Source organism: Kitasatospora sp. NPDC088779 (assembly GCF_040685395.1).
Taxonomy (GTDB): domain Bacteria; phylum Actinomycetota; class Actinomycetes; order Streptomycetales; family Streptomycetaceae; genus Kitasatospora.
Window position 1 is genome coordinate 1 of record NZ_JBFBHW010000014.1, and the last position, 19,175, is coordinate 19,175.

The 19,175-nt window shown below is 71.5% G+C and carries 20 protein-coding genes; 12 read left to right on the forward strand and 8 right to left on the reverse strand.

The genetic code is table 11. From position 1 onward, the window contains the following. Positions 1-235 precede the first annotated feature (235 nt). Together AB0P03_RS15555 and AB0P03_RS15560 are read left to right on the forward strand one after the other, a co-directional pair. Positions 236-1,528 (forward strand): glycosyltransferase family 39 protein, encoded by a 1,293-nt coding sequence (locus AB0P03_RS15555; RefSeq protein WP_363579937.1) that lies wholly within the window; start codon positions 236-238, stop codon positions 1,526-1,528. Between the two features lie 63 nt (positions 1,529-1,591). Continuing rightward, positions 1,592-2,083, forward strand: a complete 492-nt coding sequence (locus AB0P03_RS15560) for a MarR family transcriptional regulator (protein WP_063348868.1) — start codon at positions 1,592-1,594, stop codon at positions 2,081-2,083. Positions 2,084-2,148: 65 nt separating this feature from the next. Here the strand turns inward: AB0P03_RS15560 and AB0P03_RS15565 are convergent, their stop codons facing one another. After that, on the reverse strand, positions 2,149-2,637 hold the full coding sequence (locus AB0P03_RS15565; RefSeq protein ID WP_063348869.1) for a hypothetical protein: 489 nt from the start codon (positions 2,635-2,637) through the stop codon (positions 2,149-2,151). 433 nt (positions 2,638-3,070) lie between these two features. Between AB0P03_RS15565 and hemL the strand changes: the two genes are divergently transcribed. The 7 genes from hemL to AB0P03_RS15600 all read left to right on the forward strand — a co-directional run bounded on the left by hemL (position 3,071) and on the right by AB0P03_RS15600 (position 10,127). Then, on the forward strand, positions 3,071-4,399 hold the full coding sequence (gene hemL / locus AB0P03_RS15570; RefSeq protein WP_363629283.1) for a glutamate-1-semialdehyde 2,1-aminomutase: 1,329 nt from the start codon (positions 3,071-3,073) through the stop codon (positions 4,397-4,399). 88 nt (positions 4,400-4,487) lie between these two features. Further along, complete coding sequence (locus AB0P03_RS15575; protein ID WP_079136296.1) at positions 4,488-5,135, forward strand: histidine phosphatase family protein; 648 nt, start codon at positions 4,488-4,490, stop codon at positions 5,133-5,135. 162 nt (positions 5,136-5,297) lie between these two features. Then, positions 5,298-5,903, forward strand: a complete 606-nt coding sequence (locus tag AB0P03_RS15580; protein WP_363629285.1) for a TlpA disulfide reductase family protein — start codon at positions 5,298-5,300, stop codon at positions 5,901-5,903. Beyond that, entirely contained in the window at positions 5,900-6,673 is a 774-nt protein-coding gene (locus tag AB0P03_RS15585) for a cytochrome c biogenesis protein CcdA (RefSeq protein WP_363579941.1), read from the forward strand. The genes AB0P03_RS15580 and AB0P03_RS15585 overlap by 4 nt, the downstream gene beginning before the upstream one ends. 2 nt (positions 6,674-6,675) lie before the next feature. After that, entirely contained in the window at positions 6,676-8,472 is a 1,797-nt protein-coding gene (locus tag AB0P03_RS15590) for a cytochrome c biogenesis protein ResB (RefSeq protein WP_363579942.1), read from the forward strand. Positions 8,473-8,475: 3 nt separating this feature from the next. Next, the gene (ccsB, locus tag AB0P03_RS15595; RefSeq protein WP_063348874.1) at positions 8,476-9,600 is read left to right on the forward strand and encodes a c-type cytochrome biogenesis protein CcsB; all 1,125 of its coding nucleotides are present in this window, start codon (positions 8,476-8,478) and stop codon (positions 9,598-9,600) included. A gap of 140 nt (positions 9,601-9,740) precedes the next feature. Next, the gene (locus tag AB0P03_RS15600) at positions 9,741-10,127 is read left to right on the forward strand and encodes a hypothetical protein (protein WP_363579943.1); all 387 of its coding nucleotides are present in this window, start codon (positions 9,741-9,743) and stop codon (positions 10,125-10,127) included. A 43-nt stretch (positions 10,128-10,170) separates the two neighbouring features. Here the strand turns inward: AB0P03_RS15600 and AB0P03_RS15605 are convergent, their stop codons facing one another. After that, positions 10,171-11,289 (reverse strand): ScbA/BarX family gamma-butyrolactone biosynthesis protein, encoded by a 1,119-nt coding sequence (locus AB0P03_RS15605; RefSeq protein ID WP_363629287.1) that lies wholly within the window; start codon positions 11,287-11,289, stop codon positions 10,171-10,173. A 350-nt stretch (positions 11,290-11,639) separates the two neighbouring features. Here AB0P03_RS15605 and AB0P03_RS15610 point away from each other — a divergent pair, with 350 nt between their 5' ends. Then, the gene (locus tag AB0P03_RS15610; RefSeq protein WP_363579945.1) at positions 11,640-12,302 is read left to right on the forward strand and encodes a ScbR family autoregulator-binding transcription factor; all 663 of its coding nucleotides are present in this window, start codon (positions 11,640-11,642) and stop codon (positions 12,300-12,302) included. 65 nt (positions 12,303-12,367) lie between these two features. Here the strand turns inward: AB0P03_RS15610 and AB0P03_RS15615 are convergent, their stop codons facing one another. The 4 genes from AB0P03_RS15615 to AB0P03_RS15630 all read right to left on the reverse strand — a co-directional run bounded on the left by AB0P03_RS15615 (position 12,368) and on the right by AB0P03_RS15630 (position 15,965). Next, complete coding sequence (locus AB0P03_RS15615; protein ID WP_350878465.1) at positions 12,368-12,985, reverse strand: ScbR family autoregulator-binding transcription factor; 618 nt, start codon at positions 12,983-12,985, stop codon at positions 12,368-12,370. Positions 12,986-13,211: 226 nt separating this feature from the next. After that, positions 13,212-13,421 (reverse strand): acyl-CoA carboxylase subunit epsilon, encoded by a 210-nt coding sequence (locus AB0P03_RS15620; RefSeq protein ID WP_063348879.1) that lies wholly within the window; start codon positions 13,419-13,421, stop codon positions 13,212-13,214. Between the two features lie 83 nt (positions 13,422-13,504). After that, positions 13,505-15,106 (reverse strand): acyl-CoA carboxylase subunit beta, encoded by a 1,602-nt coding sequence (locus AB0P03_RS15625; protein WP_063348880.1) that lies wholly within the window; start codon positions 15,104-15,106, stop codon positions 13,505-13,507. Positions 15,107-15,557: 451 nt separating this feature from the next. After that, positions 15,558-15,965 carry a PLD nuclease N-terminal domain-containing protein gene (locus AB0P03_RS15630; protein WP_363579946.1) on the reverse strand — a complete coding sequence of 136 codons (408 nt, stop codon included), beginning with the start codon at positions 15,963-15,965 and terminating at the stop codon, positions 15,558-15,560. Positions 15,966-16,055: 90 nt separating this feature from the next. Between AB0P03_RS15630 and AB0P03_RS15635 the strand changes: the two genes are divergently transcribed. Together AB0P03_RS15635 and mqnP are read left to right on the forward strand one after the other, a co-directional pair. Continuing rightward, positions 16,056-17,513 (forward strand): menaquinone biosynthesis decarboxylase, encoded by a 1,458-nt coding sequence (locus AB0P03_RS15635; RefSeq protein ID WP_363579947.1) that lies wholly within the window; start codon positions 16,056-16,058, stop codon positions 17,511-17,513. An 82-nt stretch (positions 17,514-17,595) separates the two neighbouring features. Then, positions 17,596-18,492, forward strand: a complete 897-nt coding sequence (gene mqnP, locus AB0P03_RS15640; protein WP_363629289.1) for a menaquinone biosynthesis prenyltransferase MqnP — start codon at positions 17,596-17,598, stop codon at positions 18,490-18,492. 48 nt (positions 18,493-18,540) lie between these two features. Here the strand turns inward: mqnP and AB0P03_RS15645 are convergent, their stop codons facing one another. Then, positions 18,541-18,798, reverse strand: a complete 258-nt coding sequence (locus AB0P03_RS15645; protein ID WP_363629291.1) for a hypothetical protein — start codon at positions 18,796-18,798, stop codon at positions 18,541-18,543. Then, the gene (locus AB0P03_RS15650) at positions 18,795-19,145 is read right to left on the reverse strand and encodes a hypothetical protein (RefSeq protein WP_363579950.1); all 351 of its coding nucleotides are present in this window, start codon (positions 19,143-19,145) and stop codon (positions 18,795-18,797) included. Before AB0P03_RS15650 ends, AB0P03_RS15645 begins: the two co-directional genes overlap by 4 nt. Positions 19,146-19,175 lie beyond the last annotated feature (30 nt).

The following is a 19,175-nucleotide window of genomic DNA, read 5'->3' on the forward strand; positions in this document are numbered from 1 at the left end:
CCCGGGGCCGCCCCCATCGCTTTGTTCTTCAACATCCGTCGGCCCGCGCTCGCTCCCCCGGCCTCCCGCGCCCCTCGCCCGGCCCCCCCCCCCCGGGGGGGGGCCGCCCCCCGCCACGGGGTTTTCGGGGTGGGCGGGCGTTCGCGGGGCAGGTGGGGACGTGCCGTAGGCTCACCTGAAATCGCTGCGCCGTAGCCGCGCGGACCACCAGCGTGGCGGGGAGTACCCAGAGCAGATGAGCACGGCATCGAGCACCGAGTCGTCCAGCACCGAGCCCGGCGCGCCCGCGGCGCCGGAGGCGGAGCGGCCCGCGGAGCGCTCCGAGGAGCGGGCGGGCCGGCGGCCCGGGCGGTTCGGCGCCCTGGTGGAGCGCTTCGCGCCCGCGCTCGGGGCGTACGCGGTGGTCAAGGCCATCGGCCTCACGGTCTTCATGCTGCTGCTGTCGCACACCGGGGACTACCTCAAGAAGAACCCGGGCCGCGGCGGCGGCGCCCAGCCGTGGGACGTGCTGGGCACCTGGGACGGCGTCTGGTACCAGCGGATCGCCGAGAACGGCTACGACCCGCAGCTGCTCCCGATGCACGGCTGGCCGCTGGCCTCCTACTACGAGAACTCGGCCGCCTTCTTCCCGCTCTACCCGTGGCTGATGCGGCTGGTCGGCGCGGTCACCGGGCTCGGCCCGTACGGCTCCGGGATCGCCGTCTCGGTGATCGCCTCGCTCGTCGCGGCGGCGGGGATCTTCGCGATCGCGGAGCGGCTCGGCGGTTTCCGGGCGGGCGTGATCGCCGCGGTGATCTGGGGCCTGTTCCCGGGTTCGGGGGTGGAGTGGGCGGTCTACTCGGACTCGCTGTTCGTCGCGCTGTCCGCCTGGGCCTGCTACTGCGTGATGACCCGCCACTGGCTGACGGCCGGCGTGCTGGCGCTGGTGGCGGGCCTCAACCGGCCGACCGCCGCCGCGCTGATCGCCGCGGTGTCGATCGCCGCGCTGGTGGCGCTGATCCGGCGCACCGACGGGGTGGCCCGGCCGCTGACCGCGATGCTGATCACCCCGTGGGGCCTGATCGGGTACGTCGTCTGGGTCGGCTACCGGATGGGCGACTGGGGCGGCTACTTCAAGCTCCAGCGGGGCGCCTGGAACCGTTACTTCGACGGCGGCGCCTCCACGGTCCGCACCGTCATGGACGTGATCACCGGGCACTGGAACTTCTGGCAGTCCAACCCCATCCCGGACCTGATCGCGATCGCCCTGCTGATCGCCCTGCCCGGACTGCTGGTGCTGCTGTGGCGCACCCGGCCGCCGCTGGTGCTGGTGGTCTACACGGTGCTCACCATCGCCACCGCGCTGAGCAGCAACCAGATCTTCGGCAACATCTCGCGCTACCTGCTGCCGGCCTTCCCGCTGTTCATCGGCCTGGCGGTGGCACTGCGCCGGGTGCGGACGTCCTCGCTGGTCGGCCTGCTCGCGATGCCGGTGGTGGCGGCGGGCTGGTACGCGGGGTATGCGCTGTTCGAGTTGGGCATCCCGTAGACCCGGGGTTGGTTGCCAACGGGATCATCCGGCAGCGGACGGGCCGTTGCTAATCTCGGACGTATGACGACGACCCCGCCCGTGCGCCAGATCCGTGACATCTCCGGCCTGCTGGACCACGCGAGCCACGTGCTGGCGACCCGGATGGCGGCCGCCTTCACCGAGCTCGGGATCACCCCCCGCGCGTACTCCGTGCTGTTCCACGCGCAGGAGACCGAGCGCACCCAGATCCAGCTGGCCGAGCTGTCGGACCTGGACAAGACCACCATGGTGGTCACCGTGGACGAGCTGGAGAAGGCGGGCCTGGCCGAGCGCCGCCCGTCCGCGACCGACCGCCGGGCCAGGATCATCTCCGTCACCGAGGCGGGCGAGCGCGCCGTCGAGCGGGGCACCGCGATCGCCGACCGGGTGCACCGGGAGGTGCTGGAGTCGCTGCCCGGCCCGGAGCGGGACGTGTTCGTGTCGGCGCTGACGCGCCTGGTGGACGGGCCGCTGGCGGAGCCGGTGGAGAGCGAACGGGCGGTACGGCGGGCGCGCCGCGCCCGGACGAACTGACGCGAGGTCACATCCCTTCGTCCCGGCCGCCGTTCGACGGGCGGGGCGAAGGATTCCGGGAAGTCCTACGGCCAGACCAGGCAGTACAGCTGGTGCCCGGCCTCGTGCAGGCGGTTGGCGAAGTCCTGCCACTCGTGCAGCATGCTGTAGATCACGAAGGCGTCGCGCGGTCCGCGCCGGTCGGGGACGGTGGACCAGATGAAGGCGGCGGCGCCGAGTTCGGTCTCGTCGGCCTTGCGGAGCGGTTCGACGACGTTCTGCGGGAGTTGGACGACGGCGTAGTCGGGGTGCAGCACGACGAGTTCCAGCGGCGGGACCTGGTGCAGCGGGACGCCCTGGATGCCGGTGAGGACCATGGCGCTCATGGTCTCCGGCTTGATCTTGGTGGAGAGGTGGCCGTTGGGGGAGCCGCTGGTCTCCATCAGGTCGCCGAGCCGCCCGAGCGAGCCGAGTTCGCCGGCGTCCAGGCCGAGCCCGCCCGGTCCGAGGGCGGTGGGGACTCTGGCGGCGGTGGCGCGATCCGGTGCGCCGAAGTACTTGTACGTCACCCCCACGCGTCCCTCACCCCGCCTCTCGCCGCCGCGGCGGCCACGACCCGTGCCCGCTCCCTTACCCCCGCGTGCGGTTTCGGCGGGCCTGCGGGAGCCCCCCGCAGCCTCGTCGTAGCCGTCCTGCGCCTCGGACACTCGGACCATCCTCACCGGAATTCGCCGGAATCGACAGACCCCCGCACGTCCGGCGTCCCTCCGGACGTGCTCCTTACCCGTCATGCGCCGCCGTACCCACTCGCGGTACGCGGCAGTCCTCTCCACACCCCTGCACACAACCGGAACACTTGCGCACTCTGAGTGCACAGTCTGACTGGTCCGTGCTCCGGAGCAGTCAGCGGCCCCGTCTGTACGGACCACCGTACAGACAACGGTGCCCGGATCATCGTTCCAGATGATCGGGTCCGACATGCAGAGCTCAAGGACACGATTTGAGACCATGTCTCCCGTGAGCTACCCCTACGAAGCCCCCCAGTCCCAGTCGCTGTTCGACCGCGCCTCCGTCGTGACGCCCGGCGGCGTCAACTCCCCGGTGCGCGCCTTCCGCGCGGTCGGCGGCACGCCGCGCTTCATGGTGTCCGGCGCCGGCCCCTACCTCACCGACGCCGACGGCCGCGAGTACGTCGACCTGGTGTGCTCGTGGGGCCCGATGATCCTCGGCCACGCGCACCCCGCGGTGATCGACGCCGTCCAGCAGGCGGTCACCCGCGGCACATCCTTCGGCACGCCCGGCCAGGGCGAGGTCGAGCTGGCCGAGGAGATCGTCGGCCGGGTCGCCCCGGTCGAGCAGGTCCGCCTGGTCTCCTCCGGCACCGAGGCCACCATGTCCGCGATCCGGCTGGCCCGCGGCTTCACCGGGCGCGCGAAGGTGGTGAAGTTCGCCGGCTGCTACCACGGCCACGTGGACGCCCTGCTGGCCGCCGCCGGTTCGGGCGTGGCCACCTTCGGCCTGCCGGACACCCCGGGCGTCACCGGCGCCCAGGCCGGCGACACCATCGTGCTGCCCTACAACGACCTGGCCGCCGTCGAGCAGGCCTTCGCCGCCCACCCGGGCGAGATCGCCTGCGTGATCACCGAGGCCTCGCCCGGCAACATGGGCGTCGTCCCGCCGCTGCCCGGCTTCAACGCGGGCCTGGCCCGGCTCTGCCGGACGAACGGCGCGCTGTTCGTCTCGGACGAGGTGATGACCGGCTTCCGCGTCTCCAAGGCCGGCTGGTACGGCCTGGAGGCGGCGAACGAGGGCTGGGCGCCGGACCTGCTGACCTTCGGCAAGGTCATGGGCGGCGGCTTCCCGGCCGCGGCCTTCGGCGGGCGTGCCGACGTGATGGCCCACCTGGCCCCGGCCGGCCCGGTCTACCAGGCGGGCACCCTGTCCGGTAACCCGATCGCCACCGCGGCCGGCCTGGCCCAACTGCGCGGCTGCACCGACGAGGTGTACGCGACCGTGGACAAGGTCGCTGCCGAGATCTCCGGCCTGGTGTCGGAGGCGCTCACCAAGGAGGGCGTGACGCACCGGCTGCAGACCGCCGGGAACATGTTCTCGGTGTTCTTCACCGAGGCCGCCGTCACCAACTACGACGAGGCCAAGACCCAGGAGGCGTACCGTTTCACCGCCTTCTTCCACGCGATGCTCGCCGAGGGTGTCTACCTGCCGCCGTCCGCCTTCGAGTCCTGGTTCGTCTCGGCGGCCCACGACGAGCGGGCGATCGAGCGGATCGCCGCCGCCCTTCCGGCCGCCGCCCGCGCGGCCGCCGCGGCCACGGTCTAGGCCGGACAGGACCCAGGCCCCGATCCATCCCTGCGAGCCCCAGGAGTACTGAGAAGTGAGCGCCAAAGAGATCACCGTCGTCCATCTGATGCGGCACGGTGAGGTGCACAACCCGGAGGGCATCCTGTACGGGCGCCTGCCGGGCTACCGGCTGTCCGAGCTGGGCCGGGAGATGGCCGAGCGGGTCGCCGAGGACCTGGCCGGCCGGGACATCACCCACGTGGTGGCGTCCCCGCTGGAGCGGGCCCAGGAGACCGCCGGGCCGATCGCCAAGGCGCACGGCCTGGACGTCGCGGCGGACGAGCGGCTGATCGAGGCGGACAACATCTTCGAGGGCAAGACCTTCGGCGTCGGAGACGGCTCGCTGCGGAACCCGGGCTACTGGAAGTACCTCACCAACCCGTTCAAGCCCTCCTGGGGCGAGCCCTACCTCGACCAGGTGGTGCGGATGATGGGCGCGCTCGGCGCCGCCCGGGACGCCGCGCGCGGGCACGAGGCGGTCTGCGTCAGCCACCAGCTGCCGATCTGGATCGTCCGCTCCTTCGTCGAGCGCCGCCGGCTCTGGCACGACCCGCGCCGCCGGCAGTGCTCGCTGGCCTCGCTGACCAGCTTCACCTTCGAGGGCGACAAGATCGTCTCGGTCGGCTACCGCGAGCCGGCCCGCGACCTGTTGCCCGCGCACCTGATCGGCAAGGGCGGCAAGGACAAGCCGGTGGGCAAGAGCTTCGGCGCGTGAGTCCGCGGGGCCGTTGGTAAACCCCGCGTAAGTATGGGATCGGGCCGCCCGGCGAGAGCCGGGCGGCCCGACTCCGTCACAGGTCAGAGGGGGTGCGACGCGCTAGGGAGGACCCCGGCGAACCTGCCCGGAACTCCATGCGAAACTTTTCACATGTCTGCCATGGCGCGCCCCCGTCCCCGTGTCGCCGCAGCTGCCGCCACTGTCGCCGCCGCTGCGCTCGTCCTCACCGGCTGTTCGTCCTCGGGCTCGTCGGGCAGCGGCGAAGGCCAGGTCGGCTTCGTCACCGTCAAGGGGACCAACCTGTCGAAGGTGGACACCGGCAAGCGCGGGAGCGCACCGGACATCTCCGGGGAGACCCTGGACGGCGGCCAGACCAAGCTCTCGGACTACCACGGCAAGGTCGTGGTGCTGAACGTCTGGGGCTCCTGGTGCGGGCCGTGCCGGGCCGAGGCGAAGAGCCTCCAGGCCGTCTCGGAGAAGTACAAGGACCAGGGCGTCCAGTTCCTCGGCGTCAACACCCGGGACAGCGACAAGACCAACGCCATCCGCTTCGAGCAGGAGCAGGGCGTCACCTACCCGAGCATCTTCGACCCGGCGGGCACCCAGCTGCTCAAGTTCCCCAAGGGCAGCCTCAGCCTGCAGTCGCTCCCGACCACCCTGATCGTCGACCGCGACGGCAAGCTGGCCGCCCGCGCCGTCGGCGGCACGACCCAGGACGCGCTGGAGTCGATCCTCCAGCCGGTGGTCGCGGAGCCGAAGCAGTGAGCCTGCCGCTACAGCTCGCCGACAACACCGGGACCCTCCAGAGCGGGGCACTGCTGGTGGCCGCGCCGATCGCGCTGGCGGCCGGGCTGGTGTCGTTCTTCTCGCCCTGCGTGCTGCCGCTCGTCCCCGGCTACCTGTCGTACGTGACCGGCTTCTCCGCCGCCGACCTCGCGGACGCCCGCGGTGCGCGGCGCGGCCGGATGCTGCTCGGGGCGACGCTGTTCATCCTCGGCTTCACCGCGGTGTTCGTCTCGGGCGGGGCGCTGTTCGGCCAGTTCGGGGACACCCTCCAGGCGCACAAGCGGGTCATCTCGATCGTGCTCGGCGCGCTGACCATCGTGATGGGCCTCGCCTTCATGGGCCTCGTCCCCGGCCTGAGCATGCGCGAGGTGCGCTCCCACCGCCGCCCGGCGGTCGGCCTGCTGGGCGCCCCGCTGCTCGGCATGGTGTTCGGCGTCGGCTGGACGCCCTGCATCGGCCCGACCCTGGCGACCGTCCAGAACCTGGCCCTGAACCAGGCCGACGCGGAGCGCGGCGCCCTGCTGATGACCTTCTACTGCCTGGGACTGGGCGTACCGTTCATCGTGGCCGCGCTGGCCTTCCGCCGGGCCCTGGGTGCCTTCGGCTGGGTCAAGCGGCACTACCCGCTCGTCATGCGGATCGGCGGCGGCATGCTCGTCGCGGTCGGTCTGCTGCTCGTCACCGGCATCTGGGACTCGACGATGAGCGAACTGCAGTCCTGGACCGCCGACTTCTCGATCGGAATCTGACCGTGAGCAAGACCACGACCGAGGCCGAGCTGCCCCCGGCGCCGGACGACGCGGCCGCCGAGCGGCTCAGCAGCGCGCCGGTCGAGTCCGAGGGCCCCACCGGCATAGGGGTCCTGGGCTGGGCGCGCTGGATGTGGCGCCAGCTGACCTCGATGCGGGTCGCGCTGATCCTGCTCTTCCTGCTGTCGCTGGCCGCCATCCCGGGCTCGCTGATCCCGCAGTACCAGAACGGCCAGGGCCTGCTCAAGGTCGAGGCGTGGAAGACGCACCACACCACGGTCGCGCCGATCTACGAGAAGCTCCAACTGTTCGACGTCTACAGCTCGGTCTGGTTCTCCGCGATCTACATCCTGCTGTTCGTCTCGCTGGCCGGCTGCATCGTCCCGCGCACCTGGCAGTTCGTCGGCGTGCTGCGGGCCCAGCCGCCGGCCGCGCCGCGCAACCTGACCCGGATGCCGGTCTACGCGGTCTGGCGCACCGAGGCGGACGCCGACGCGGTGAACGCCGCCGCCCACCGGCTGCTGCGCAAGCGCCGGTTCCGCGCCAACCTGGCCGGCGGCTCGGTGGCCGCCGAGAAGGGCTACCTGCGCGAGGTCGGCAACCTGCTCTTCCACATGTCGCTGTTCGCGCTGCTCGGCGGCTTCGCCTGGGCCAGCCTGGCGTCCGGCACCGGCGGCAAGCTGATGGTCGAGGGCGAGGGCTACTCCAACACCATCACCCAGCTCGACGACTTCAACGGCACGCGGTTCTACGGCACCGAGGACCTCGACCCCTTCTACCTGAAGCTGAACGGCTTCACCGCCAAGTTCCAGGACAAGGGCGACCAGATCGGCGCCGCCCGGCAGTTCACCGCGAACGTCGAGTACACGGCGGGCGAGGACACCTCGAAGCTCAAGCAGGGCACGATCGAGGTCAACCACCCGCTGGAGATCGGCGGCAGCAAGGTCTTCCTGATCGGCCACGGCTACGCCCCGGTCATCACCGTCAAGAACGGCAAGGGCGACGTCGTCTACCGGGGTGCCGTGCCGTTCCTGCCGCAGGACAGCAACCTGACCTCGACCGGTGTCGTGAAGGTCTCCGACTACGGCGCTGGCCCGGACGGCAACCCGACCCAGATGGGCTTCTCCGGCTTCTTCCTGCCGACCGCGCCGCTGAGCTTCGAGGGCACCGGCCCGGTCTCGCTCTACCCCGGCGACGCCGCCCCCGAGCTGGTGCTGAACGCCTTCGCGGGCGACCTGGGCACCGACTCCGGCCTGCCGCAGAACATCTACCAGCTCAACGACCGGAAGCTGACCCAGCTGACCCAGGACGGCCAGCCCGCCAAGGCCCGGCTCAAGCCCGGCCAGGCCTGGGACCTGCCGGACGGCTACGGCAGCGTCACCTTCGAGGGCTACAAGCAGTGGGCCAGCTTCAACGTCTCGCACCGCCCGGGCAACACGATCGCCCTGACCGGTGCGGTGCTGGCGATCCTCGGCCTGATCGGCTCGCTGTTCGTGCAGCGACGCCGGATCTGGGTGCGCGCGGTCGCCCTGCCGGGCGGCGGCACCCAGGTGGAGCTGGCCGGTCTGGCCCGCAGTGAGTCGGCGAAGATCGCCGAGGAGCTGGCCGAACTCGCGGTGGACCTCCAGGACGACGCCCCGGCGTCGGAGGACGAGGACGACGCCGCACCCGAAGGCCCCGCGCCCGAGGATCCCGAAGCCGAGGACCCCGCAGCCGAGGCCCCCGGACCCGAGGCCGCCGCGGCTTCGGACGCACCCGCAGAACCCGCAGTCCCTGCCGACCAGAACTCCAAGGAGTAGACGGTGCATCTCGCCTCGGGGGTCGACCCACAGCTGGCCGACCTCTCCAACAAGCTGATCTATTCGGCGATGGTGGTCTACACGCTCGCCATGTTCGCCCACATGATCGAGTGGACTTTCGGCAGCAAGGGCGCCGTCGCCGTCCGCTCGACGGAGCAGTCGGGCAGCCTGTCCGAGACCGTCGCCGGCACCAAGGGCGCGAAGAAGGTCACCGTCACCGTGGCGGGGGCCGGCGGCGGCACCACCACGCTCACCCGCACCGCCCTGGCGGGCGAGGGCGCGACGGTGGTCACCAGCGGGCGCGGCGCGGACGAGGAGGACGGTCCGGGCGCGGCCGGCAACAGCACCCGGGCCGACCTGGCCGGCCGGATCGCGGTCTCGCTCACCGTGCTGGGTGCCCTGCTGCACGCCGGCGGCATCGTCACCCGCGGCCTCTCGGTCTCCCGCTGGCCGTGGGGCAACATGTACGAGTTCTCCTGCGCCTTCGCCTTCGCCATGACGGCGGCGTACCTGGTGCTGCTGGCCTCGAAGAAGAACGTCCGCTGGCTCGGCCTGCCGGTCGTGCTCGCGGGGCTGCTGACCCTCGGCATCGCCACCACGGTGCTCTACACCGACTCCGAGCAGCTCGTCCCGGCGCTGCACTCGCCGTGGCTGGCGATCCACGTCTCGACCGCGATCTTCTGCGGCGGCGCCTTCTACGCGGCGTTCATCGCCACTCTGCTCTACCTCGGCAAGGACTCCTTCGACAAGCGGATCGCGGCCGGCCTGACCACCGGCCCGCTGGGCACCCCGGCGTCGGTCTGGCGCCGGCTGCCCGCCGCGTCCACCTTCGACAAGCTGTCCTACCGGATCAACGCCCTGGTCTTCCCGCTCTGGACCTTCACCATCATCGCGGGCGCGATCTGGGCCGAGGCGGCCTGGGGCAAGTACTGGGAGTGGGACCCGAAGGAGACCTGGTCGTTCATCACCTGGGTCGCCTACGCCTGCTACCTGCACGCCCGCGCGACGGCCGGCTGGAAGGGCCGCAAGGCGGCCTACCTGGCGCTGGCGGCCTTCGCCTGCTGGCTCTTCAACTACTACGGCGTGAACATCTTCGTCACCGGCAAGCACTCCTACGCGGGGATCTGACCGGGGCACACAGTCACCCACCGGCCCGGCTCTCCGCAGAAGGTAGCCGGGCCGAGGTGCGACAGGGGTAGTTCGTGCCGGCCGCCGGCCGGCACGGGGAGGAACGAGGAGGAAATCGCGCAATGGAGTGCGACGAGGTCATGCTGACCGTCCGAATCACCGCCGCCGAGCGCACGTTGCTCCGCCGGCTCGCCCAGGGACACCGCAGCGACGTGTCCGAGGTGGTGGCCGATGGCCTGCTGGACATCATCCCCACGCTCAGCTCGCCGGTGGACGCCTACCGCCTGCTGGGCGCCCTGGCGGCGCCGGCGCCGTGCGCGCTGACGGTCTGGCTGCCGACCCCGCTGGCCGACCTGCTGGTGCCCGGCGCGGCGCGGATCGCGCAGGTCACCGAGGTCCGGATCGAGTCGGCCAGCGCGATGCTGGGCGCGGCGCTGCGGCTCTGGCTGGCCCAGGACCCGGTCCGGCTGGCCACCAACCTCAGCGTGATGCACGCCGGTCGGCCGTCGGCGCTGGTCGCCGCCTAGCGGGCGGTCGAGGGGGCCCAGGGGGCGCTCGGGGGAGGCCGGTTCAACTGGCCAGTGGCAGCCGGGGGCTGCCGATGCCCTGGCCGGCGGGGCGGTCGTCGAAGGCCTCCCGCCGGGCGGGCACCGTCGGCGGCTCTCCCGGTCTGTCGCCCGGTCTGTCACCCCGCCTGTCGGCCGGCCTGTCCGCCGATCCGTCGGCGGGCCCGTCGATCGGTTCGGTGAGCAGCCGGCAGTCGGCCGCCGTCCGCCCGTCCTGGACCAGCAGCACCCGGACGGGCAGCCGGCGGCCGTCCGGCGCCTGCTCGTGGACCGCCTGGACGAGGCAGGGCCGGTCCAGCTCGATGTAGCGGTCGAAGGACGTCACCAGCTCGACCGGCACCACCGGTTCGGGGTGGCGCAGCCGCTGGGCGGCCTGCCGGGCGGCCTCCAGCACCAGCATCCCGGGCACGTGGTCCAGCTCGTGGTCGAACAGCACCGGGTGCCCGGCGTCGGTGCGCAGCAGCCAGGTGTCGGGCCGCAGGGTGGGGCTGAGCACGACGTCCGTGGGCTGTGCGCGGCCGACCAGTTCGGGCGCGGTGGGCGCGGGCGGCCGGGGCAGGGTGGCGGCCCGCCGCTCGGGGCCGCGCAGCCGGGCGTAGGAGGCGGGGGAGACGACCCGCAACTGGCCGGAGCCGTGGCCGATTGGGTGGCCGTCCCGGGATATGTCGATGTGCACCCGCAGCGAGACCAGCCGCCCGTGCCGCATCCGGACGTCCTCGCAGCCGACCGCGAGCATCAGCGAGGCCGGTCCGGTGGTGACGGCCAGGCCGCGCAGGCCGTCCGGGCCGAGCGCGTAGGAGAGGTCCTCCATGACGAAGTGGTGGCCGCGCGGCACTCCGAAGCCGGCGTGGCCGATCAGCAGTCCGGCCTGCCGGATGGTCTCGGCCATCAGCACCGGGTCGTGGAAGCGGTCCCCGGGCAGGCGGTAGAAGGCGTGCAGCCGGGGCCACTGGGCGCCGAGCAGGAAGTCGTACGGACCGGTGGCCTGCCAGCCGGTGAGGAACACCTCGGACACCGAGGTGCGGTGCACCAGGTGGCGGGAGACGGTCCGCTCGTGGAAGTCGTAGCCGGGACCGGGGTGGGCGTACGGACCGTGGGCGTCCGGCTCTACGATCAATGGCATGACGGGCCCTACTCCAGGGTGGCGGTCGAGCGGCCGGTACGGCCGCCTGAAAGAAAACATACAGACCACCCGGTTTCTCTTCTGCGTCTGGGGTGGCCCCTGCCGCGCAGCCCGACGCGACCACGCTACCCGGCCTCTGGACTGGGGTAATGGCCGCCCAGGGGGTGGCAGGCCCGGGGCGGGGGTGCTCCCCACTGGACGGCGGGGTCGGCGAAGGAGCTAGATTAGATACCAACCATGCGGTTTCGGTCGGCGCCGTCCGCATGCGAGGCGTCGCCCCCAACGGCGGCGCGCTGACAGCAGCGGGGCGGGCGGGGGGAAACGCGTCCGGCCGAGTCCGGAGGGGCCCAGTGGTCAAGCAGGAACGCGCGGGGCGGACCAGGCGTGCCGTGCTGCTCGCCGCGGCGGACACGTTCGCCGGCGTGGGCTTCGAGGCCGCCAGCCTGGTCGACATCAGCCGCCGGGCCGGGGTGAGCAAGGGGGCCCTCTACTTCCACTTCGTCTCCAAGCAGGCCCTCGCCGACGGCGTGCGTGCCGCCGCCGGGCGCGAGATCGGCTCGGCCGCGCTGCGCGCCCTGCGCTCCGGCGGACCGGCCCTCCAGGGCCTGATCGACTTCTCGCACGAACTCGCCCGGCTGCTGCGCGAGGACGTGATGGTCCGGGCCGGCGTCCGGCTCGGCCGCCAGGGCCCACCCCGGGCCGACACCCCGGACGGCCCGCCCGGCGCGGACGCCGCCTGGCGCAGCCTCACCGCCGTCGTCCACCGGCTGCTGGACCGCGCCGCCGAGGCCGGCGAGCTGCGCCCCGGGCTGGACCGCCGGGCCGCCGCCGAACTGCTGACGACGATGGCGGCCGGCCAGGTGCTGCTCGCCGCCGAGGAGGCCGACCGGCCCGGGCCGGAGGCCGTCGGCCGGCTCTGGGCGGCCGCGCTGCCGGCCCTGGTGGCGGTGGAGCACTGCGCCGACTACCGGCTCCGAGCGGCCCTGGGCGGACAGCTCCGGCAAGCGCCCTGAGAAACGCCCGGGAGGCGTCGCGGGAGGTGCCCCGGAAGCGCCCGGCGTGATCCGGAGGAGAGCCCCTAGGAGGGCACGCGCTCGGCGACGCTCAGCCGGGCGAGCGCGTGCGGCTGGACCAGGCCGGGCAGCACCAGCGTCCACAGGTCGGACATCCGCTGGATCAGGTCCCGCCGGTCGGTCAGCACCTGGGAGCTCAGCTGGATCCCGGTGACGGCCCCGGTGATCACCCCGGCGGCGGCCGCCAGATCGATCCCCGGGTGGAGGTCCCCGGCGTCCCGGGCGCGTTCCAGCAGCCCGCGGGCCACGTCGGACCAGCCCTGGTAGGCGGCGATCTGCGGCTGGGTGAAGCTGCCGTGCTCGATCGTCAGCCGGATGCTGCCGCGCACCAGCGGGTCGTCCTGGAGGGCGTGGGCGAAGGCGTACCCGAGGTCGATCAGGGTCTGCACCGGGCTGTCCGAGGACGGCTGCCAGGTGCCCAGCCAGGCGCCCTGCCCCTCGATGACGGCGAGCGCCAGCTCCTCCTTGGAGCGGAAGTGGAAGTACAGCGCACCCTTGGTGACACCGGCCCGGTCCAGGATCTCGGACATCGTGGCGGCGGCGTAGCCCCGCTCGTCGAACACCTCGGCCGCCGCGAGGAGTACCGTCTGGCGGGTCGCCAGCGCGCGGGCCTGCCTGGCCATCGCAGCCTCCCTGGATAGTTCTGGTCCATCGGCAGCGGCCGATCCTATGGGGGCCGACGGGGCGGCGGGCCGCATACCGTCCAGTAGGTATTCTACCGAGCCGCGCCGGGGCGGAGCGGACACCCGGTGGTCGGACCGGCCGGGCCCGGTGGTCCGGGCCGCCGGGAAGGCCGGAAGGCCGGCCACCCGGGTGGGGTGACCGGCCGTCGCGGGAGGTTCCGGGCCGTCAGGCGGCCTGCTGCCAGCTGACCGGCGAGTAGTAGGCCGGGCGGCGCTCCAGGCGCTGCCAGTTGGCGATCGGCTCGACCTGCGCGGTCGCGGCGGCCTGCTGCGCGACGGCCGCCCGGGCCATCAGCACGGCGGTGAGGGCGGCCAGCTCCTCGTCGGAGAGCGAGCCGCGGACGATACGGACGAGGGGTTCGGCGGAAGCAGTCATGGTCTGGTTTTCTCCCCCGGTGGCTTGTGGTGTGTGGTGGTCGCTCGGAACTGCGTGCTGCGGGCCGCGCGTGGGCGCGGGCGTTACATCGGCGGGTTGCCGTGCTTGCGGCTGGGCAGGTCGGCGTGCTTGGTGCGGAGCATGGCCAGGGCGGAGGCGATCACCTGGCGGGTCTCGGCGGGGTCGATGACGTCGTCGACGAGGCCGCGTTCGGCCGCGTAGTACGGGTGCATCAGTTCGTTCTTGTATTCCTTGATCTTCTGGGCGCGCATGGCGTCGGGGTCTTCGGCGGCGTTGATGTCGCGGCGGAAGATGACGTTGGCGGCGCCTTCGGCGCCCATGACGGCGATCTCGTTGGTGGGCCAGGCGTAGGAGAGGTCGGCGCCGATGGAGCGGGAGTCCATGACGATGTAGGCGCCGCCGTAGGCCTTGCGCAGGATGAGCTGGATGCGGGGCACGGTGGCGTTGCAGTAGGCGTAGAGGAGTTTGGCGCCGTGGCGGATGATGCCGTCGTGCTCCTGGTCGACGCCGGGCAGGAAGCCGGGGACGTCGAGCATGGTGACGAGGGGGATGTTGAAGGCGTCGCACATCTGGACGAAGCGGGCGGCCTTCTCGCTGGCGTTGATGTCGAGGACGCCGGCGAGGGACTGGGGCTGGTTGGCGATGATGCCGGTGACGTGGCCGTCGATGCGGGCCAGGACGCACAGGACGTTGGTGGCCCAGCGTTCGTGGACTTCGAGGTATTCGCCGTGGTCGACGATCTCCTCGATGACCTTGCGCATGTCGTAGGGGCGGTTGCCGTCGGCGGGGACGAGGTCGAGGAGGGTGTCGTTGCGGCGCTCGACGGGGTCGTCGTTGACGGCGGGGGGCGGCATCTCGCGGTTGTTCTGGGGGAGCAGGGAGAGGAGGTAGCGGACTTCCTCGATGCAGGACTGCTCGTCGTCGTAGACGAAGTGGGAGACGCCGGAGACGCCGGCGTGGACGTCGGCGCCGCCGAGGCCGTTCTGGGTGATCTTCTCGCCGGTGACGGCCTGGACGACGTCGGGTCCGGTGATGAACATCTGGGAGGTCTCGCGGACCATGAAGACGAAGTCGGTCAGCGCGGGGGAGTAGGCGGCGCCGCCGGCGCAGGGGCCGAGCATGACGGAGATCTGCGGGATGACGCCGGAGGCCTTGGTGTTGCGCTGGAAGATGCCGCCGTAGCCGGCGAGGGCGGTGACGCCCTCCTGGATGCGGGCGCCGGCGCCGTCGTTGAGGGAGACCAGGGGGGCTCCGGCCGCGATGGCCATGTCCATGATCTTGTGGATCTTCTGCGCGTGGGCCTCGCCCAGCGCGCCGCCGAAGATCCGGAAGTCGTGCGCGTAGGTGAAGACGGTCCGCCCGTGCACGGTGCCCCAGCCGACGATCACACCGTCGGTGTGCGGCTTCTTCGCCTCCAGGCCGAAGCCCTGGGCGCGGTGCCGGCGCAGCGGCTCGACCTCGCGGAAGGAGCCCTCGTCCAGCAGCAGGTCGATGCGCTCGCGGGCGGTCAGCTTGCCCTTCGCGTGCTGGGCCTCGGTGGCCTTCTCGCTGGGGCCGCGCCGCACCTTCTCGCGCAGTTCGTGCAGCTCGGCGACCCGCCCGCGGGCGTCGGCCGCGACCTCGGGGACCTCGCCGTCGACTGGCGCCTCATGCACAACCGTCATCTCGAACCACTCCAAGGGTGAGGGAACTGTCCGACAGCCAACGTCTGCTGTGCCCCCGGCTGCGAATCACTTTCTTCACTTATGACTGTACGAGGGGCCGTGCGTTGGTTTCGGCGTCGATTCCGTACAAGGTCAGGTCCGTTTAGATGTCAGGCCTGCACAGAAGGGGTGGTGTCGAAGCCGGAGCGCTGGGTGTCTGTTCGAATACCGGGGGCTGTCGGTCAGGTGATGGCCCGATGATCTGAACATGAAGAAAAGTGCAGGTCAGGGCTGTTGTTCAGTAATGTAGGGCGGCCCTCTTGCGCCTTGCTCAAGCCCCGCTCAAGTCCGGTCGGGCGCCGGTTCGGATCCGTGCTAGACGGCGCCGAGTCGTAGGGAAGCGCCAAAAACACCACAGCCCACCCGATGCCGTCCGGGTGGGCTGTCCGGGGGATGCCCCCAGTGGCTCCGATCAGCTCTTTCGGCCGTCCTCGGGCTCGTCCTCGCCCCGCAGCTCCTGCTCGCGGCGGCGCAAATCGGCCTCCCACTGCTTCAGCATGTCCTCGTGATCCTTGTCGCTCTTCTTCAACGAGGCGAGGAATTCGGGGTCGTCGTCCGGTGCGAGCGGGCGGCCGTCGCGCCGGACCGGCTGCCCCGGACGGCCGTCGGCGTCGTCGGGCGCCCCGGTCCGCAGGAGGCCGCGCTGCTTGCCGGCCACCAGCCAGGCGATCGGGCCCACCGGCGGGAACAGCAGCACGATGAGCACCCACACCGGCTTGGGCAGGTGCTTCACCTGGTCCTCGGGGGTGGTCAGGCAGTCGATGAACGCCCACACCCAGAGCGCGAGCGGAAGGATGATGGTCAGAAGAATTCTCAGCACGGCGGCGATCTCCCTGCGGGGCGGTCGGGGCGGGTGCCTTCCCGGGGCCCTTGACGGAGCCAGGCTATCCGGTGGCGGATACTGACAGGCATGGCATACGACGATCTCCGCTCGTTCCTGCGGGCACTCGACCGTGAGGGCGACCTCAAGCGCATCAAGGCAGAGGTGGACCCGCACCTGGAGATCGGCGAGATCGTCGACCGGGTCCAGAAGGCCAAGGGCCCCGCGCTGCTCTTCGAGAACGTCAAGGGCTCGTCGATGCCGCTCGCGATGAACGTCTTCGGCACCGAGCGGCGCCTCGCCAAGGCGCTCGGCCTCAAGGGCCCGGACGACATCTCGGAGAAGATCGCCGGCCTGCTCAAGCCCGAGCTGCCGCAGGGCTTCACCGGCTTCCGGGACGCCTTCGGCAAGCTCGCCTCGATGGCGCACGTGCCGCCCCGGCACGTGAAGTCCGGTGACGCGCCGGTCCAGGAGGTCGTGCTCACCGGCGACGACGTCAACCTGGACGAGCTGCCCGCCCTGTTCACCTGGCCGATGGACGGCGGCTCCTTCTTCAACCTGGGCCTCACCCACACCAAGGACCCGGACAGCGGCATCCGCAACCTCGGGCTCTACCGGCTCCAGCGGCACGACCGCCGCACCATCGGCATGCACTGGCAGATCCACAAGGACAGCCGCAACCACTACGCGGTGGCCGCGAAGCGCGGCGAGCGGCTGCCGGTCGCGATCGCCTTCGGCTGCCCGCCCGCCGTGACCTACGCGGCCACCGCGCCGCTGCCCGGCGACATCGACGAGTACCTGTTCGCCGGCTTCGTCGCCGGGGAGCGGGTGAAGATGGTCGACTGCAAGACCGTCCCGCTCCAGGTCCCGGCCGACGCCGAGGTGGTGCTGGAGGGCTGGCTGGAGCCCGGCGAGATGCTCCCCGAGGGCCCGTTCGGCGACCACACCGGCTTCTACACCCCGCAGGAGCCGTTCCCGGCGCTGAAGATCGACTGCGTGACGATGCGCCGCCGTCCGATCCTCCAGTCCATCGTGGTCGGCCGCCCGCCGACCGAGGACGGCCCGTTGGGCAAGTTCACCGAGCGGTTCTTCCTGCCGCTGCTGAAGATCATCATCCCGGACATCGTCGACTACGACCTGCCCGAGGCCGGCGGCTTCCACAACTGTGTGATCGTCTCGATCGACAAGAAGTACCCCAAGCACGCCCAGAAGACGATGCACGCCATCTGGGGCGCCCACATGATGTCGCTGACCAAGCTGATCATCGTGGTGGACTCCGACTGCGACGTGCACGACTACCAGGAGGTCGCCTGGCGGGCCTTCGGCAACGTCGACTACAGCCGCGACCTCACCGTCGTCGAGGGCCCGGTCGACCACCTCGACCACGCCTCCTACCAGCAGTTCTGGGGCGGCAAGGCCGGCATCGACGCGACCCGCAAGCTCCCCGAGGAGGGGTACACCCGGGACGGCGGGTGGCCCGAGATGGTCTCCTCGGACCCGGCCACCGCCGAACGAGTGACCCGTCGCTGGAAGGAATACGGACTGTGAGGAGATACGGCACTATGGGGTCGGACCAGACGCAGGGGGCTGCCGCTCCCCGCACCGGCGGGGGTCTCCCGGAGTACGGACTGTGAGCACCGCTGCGGTCGAGACGCCCGGGCGCACGAAGGCCTTCCTGCGCCTGGTGATGATCGAGCACTCGGTCTTCGCCCTGCCCTTCGCCTACACCGCCGCACTGACGGCCATGTTCCTCGCCGACAAGCGGGTGCACTGGGGCGAGCTGTTCATCGTCACCGTCTGCATGGTCGGCCTGCGCACCTTCGCCATGGCCGCCAACCGGATCATCGACCGCGAGATCGACGCCCGGAACCCGCGCACGGCCTCGCGCGAACTCGTCACGGGTGCGGTGTCGCTGAAGACGGCGTACGCCGGCTCGGCCGTGGCACTGATCGTCTTCCTCGGCGCGGCGGCGATGCTCAACCCGCTCTGCCTGGCGCTCGCGCCGGTCGCCGTCGTGCCGATGGTGGTCTACCCGTACGGCAAGCGCTTCACCGACTTCCCGCAGGCCATCCTGGGCCTCGCCCAGGCCATGGGCCCGGTCGGCGCCTGGCTCGCGGTGACCGGCACCTGGTCGTGGGACGCCCTCGTACTGGGTGTCGCGGTCGGCGTGTGGATCGGCGGCTTCGACCTCATCTACGCCTGCCAGGACGTCGAGTCCGACCGGCACGGCAAGGTGCGGTCGGTACCGGCCCGCTTCGGCATCCCGGCGGCCATCCGGGGCGCGCGGGTGTGCCACCTCGTCACGACGCTCCTGCTGGGGTGGTTCGCGGTCCTGACCCACGCCGGCGCGGCGTTCTGGGTCGGCCTGGTCGTCGTCGCGGGGGCGTTCGTCTACGAGCACACCATCGTCAAGCCGAACGACCTGTCCAAGCTGAACCGGGCCTTCTTCCAGACCAACGGCTTCGTGGGCATCTCGCTGTTCGCCTTCGCCCTGCTGGACCTGATCATCCGTGGGCTCGGGGTCTGAGCCCCGCGGAGTCACTTGCGTGGACCCCGTCGCCTTGGGAGACCTGGATCAGGTGAGCGGCGGGGTCAACTGGCAGACGACGACGAGTTCGAGTCGGGGGACGATGTAGTAAGTGATCAGTCCTCCGGCGACGTCGAGGCACTGCATGGGCTCGCCACTGCCCTCGTACGTGGTGCCATCCAGGTAGAGCGCTTCGGCTGCCCGAACCAGTTCGGCGGCCTTCTGCTCGACTGCCGAGAGGAAACTGGCCGGTGCCCCGCCGGTGACGTGCTCCTCGCCGGGCAGGTACTCCCAGCTCCAGCTCACCCGTTCACCGCCGAGAAGGCGGACCGGTACAGCACGGCGACCTCCGTGGCGTGTCGGCGGCACTCCTCAACGGTTGCGGCGTGGTTGGCCAGGTAGTTCTCCCGGTGGTAGGTCTGCGCCGTGGCCGGGACCCGCTCGATCTCCACCACGGTGGCCCAGTGGGCAACGAACGCGCGGATCGGGTTGACGCTGCCTGCCTCGATGGCCGCCGCCATGGCTCTGGTCTGCCCCTCCACCATCTCCGGAAGCCGGTCGGCAGCCACCACGGCGAGCGCGGCCTTGATCGCCGCGGGGGTCTTCTCAGGCCGAGGGATGAGTTCGGTTCCATTCGACACCGGCTGGCTCACAGGGCGCTCCTCTCGTCTCGTCCGAGCCTA

Coding starts and splice junctions, on each gene's coding strand:
- AB0P03_RS15560 (WP_063348868.1), top strand. CDS start 1,592: ATGACGACGACCCCGCCCGTGCGCCAGATCCGTGACATCTCCGGCCTG.
- AB0P03_RS15635 (WP_363579947.1), top strand. CDS start 16,056: ATGGCATACGACGATCTCCGCTCGTTCCTGCGGGCACTCGACCGTGAG.
- AB0P03_RS15600 (WP_363579943.1), top strand. CDS start 9,741: ATGCTGACCGTCCGAATCACCGCCGCCGAGCGCACGTTGCTCCGCCGG.
- AB0P03_RS15620 (WP_063348879.1), bottom strand. CDS start 13,421: ATGACTGCTTCCGCCGAACCCCTCGTCCGTATCGTCCGCGGCTCGCTC.
- hemL (WP_363629283.1), top strand. CDS start 3,071: ATGTCTCCCGTGAGCTACCCCTACGAAGCCCCCCAGTCCCAGTCGCTG.
- AB0P03_RS15575 (WP_079136296.1), top strand. CDS start 4,488: ATGCGGCACGGTGAGGTGCACAACCCGGAGGGCATCCTGTACGGGCGC.
- AB0P03_RS15615 (WP_350878465.1), bottom strand. CDS start 12,985: ATGGCCAGGCAGGCCCGCGCGCTGGCGACCCGCCAGACGGTACTCCTC.
- AB0P03_RS15605 (WP_363629287.1), bottom strand. CDS start 11,289: ATGCCATTGATCGTAGAGCCGGACGCCCACGGTCCGTACGCCCACCCC.
- AB0P03_RS15555 (WP_363579937.1), top strand. CDS start 236: ATGAGCACGGCATCGAGCACCGAGTCGTCCAGCACCGAGCCCGGCGCG.
- AB0P03_RS15580 (WP_363629285.1), top strand. CDS start 5,298: ATGGCGCGCCCCCGTCCCCGTGTCGCCGCAGCTGCCGCCACTGTCGCC.
- AB0P03_RS15625 (WP_063348880.1), bottom strand. CDS start 15,106: ATGACGGTTGTGCATGAGGCGCCAGTCGACGGCGAGGTCCCCGAGGTC.